A 1,716-nucleotide genomic window follows, 5' to 3' on the forward strand; every position below is an offset into this window, starting at 1 on the left:
CCTATGGTCTAAGAATTAACTCTTTCTTATATCAAGCCTTAGTAGGGTAACAGTACGTCCGCTTGATTTAATTATTATCTAAGGCAGACCCAAGTACAAGATGAACCCGACCTAGGGCAATTAAATTGAGGTCGTAGGGATTCGAACCCTAATAATACCGATTAAAAGTCGGGAACTTTACCGATTAAGTTACAACCCCTTAATCTGTTACTTATACAAAATCCGAGTTAGGTGTTTAATGTTACTGCCTCTGACTAATCTTAAAACCGCGGGGCCGAGGGCCGGTTTTTAATTTTGCGGCATCGTACGCCAAAATTTTATGGAGGCCCACGTGCCGAAGGATCGGCCCGAGACTCCTAAAACCTTGAATTTATATTTATATAAAGGCAGCTATGCGATTCCCTAAAACTAGCTACTCAAACTAGTTTACACAAACTATCTTTGGACTTCAAATTATTTTTAAAAATATAAGTAAAGCTCGAGGCTGCATCCTGGACCCTTAAGTCTGGTGATACCGACCCCAAGGTTTATAAATTTAGACCAGCTAGCATAACTGGTAATGCGATAGATTGCAAATCTTCCAGATAAGTGTTCAAGTCACTTGTTGGTCTTAAAATAGGGCGGTATTGCTGCCCTTAAATAAAAATTTCAAACAAATATCATCTGGCATGCTAAAAGCCATAACAACAAGCGATTGCCCTCCAAACTGGAGTTTATTATATGATATTATATAAGTAATCAATAAATTCAAAATTAAACCGGGGTTTATTATCTCGGGCATTTATTTATAAACTTTTGTCTTGCGAAAGGCTTTATACGCCAAATTTTGGCGTATGAAGCTATAAAAATTTAAATCATAATAAATAAGTGGCTAGGGGCGAATACTGATTGGTCAGTGAGCGAGCTGTAAACTCGTGAGCCACGTGCTCTTTGGGGGTTCGAATCCCTCTCTCCTCATATTTAATTATTTACTAAAAATGCGGGTTGGTGTAATGGCAGCATACTAGACTCATGATCTAGACGTGGTAGTTCAAATCTATCACCCGCACAATAACATAAAACCTATAACGATGTATACTAAACTTGTCTTTAATTTTTATTAAAAACTATTAGCCGTTCTGAGTGAACGTTTTAGTATTTTTAAATCTAAGGTAAGCCTGACCCGGGGTAGTTAAAAGAAAGATTAATTTGGAAGCGACAAAGTTGCCCCCAATCGTGGGCATCCCCGGGGCTCAGCGCCCCGAGGGTAAATTTTATATCTTAGGAGCTATAATAGTTAACCAAAAATTTGGTTTCCTCGCCTAAAAGGCGAGGGACCATGTAGTGGAGGAAAGTCCGGGGCTTAAATTTTATCTTAACTGGCAACATTGTATGTCTGGCTGAGAATTATAAAATTTATAAATCATAATGTAAAATATCTAATGAGAATTAGGGTAATAAAAAGAAATAGATCATTCATGTAATTATATGATTGATAGAGTCATTTAACCTATGAAAAGCCTTTTATTTAATTTAAATTCCTCACGTAACACGAGAGGGGCTGACTAATTTTTAATAACGGTCCCGGCTGGTCGCATCAAGACGCTCGGTCGAGGTAAAAATTAAATATAGATACATTAACTTAATAACAGAATCCGGCTTATTTAGCTCTAAGATAATAAAATATACCTAACCGAGAATTTTTAAAATAAAAGAAACAATATTATATGGCCGGGA

At 36.8% G+C, this 1,716-nt stretch carries 2 tRNA genes; one reads left to right on the top strand and one right to left on the bottom strand.

The annotated features are described in order from the left end of the window. Nucleotides 1-126: 126 nt before the first annotated feature. Nucleotides 127-199 (bottom strand) — tRNA-Lys (locus ACYVJS_RS16290). Nucleotides 200-978: 779 nt separating this feature from the next. Here ACYVJS_RS16290 and ACYVJS_RS16295 point away from each other — a divergent pair. Then, a tRNA-Met gene (locus tag ACYVJS_RS16295) sits at nucleotides 979-1,049 on the top strand. The last annotated feature ends 667 nt before the right edge of the window (nucleotides 1,050-1,716 follow it).

It is taken from the genome of Microbacterium neimengense, assembly GCF_054782995.1.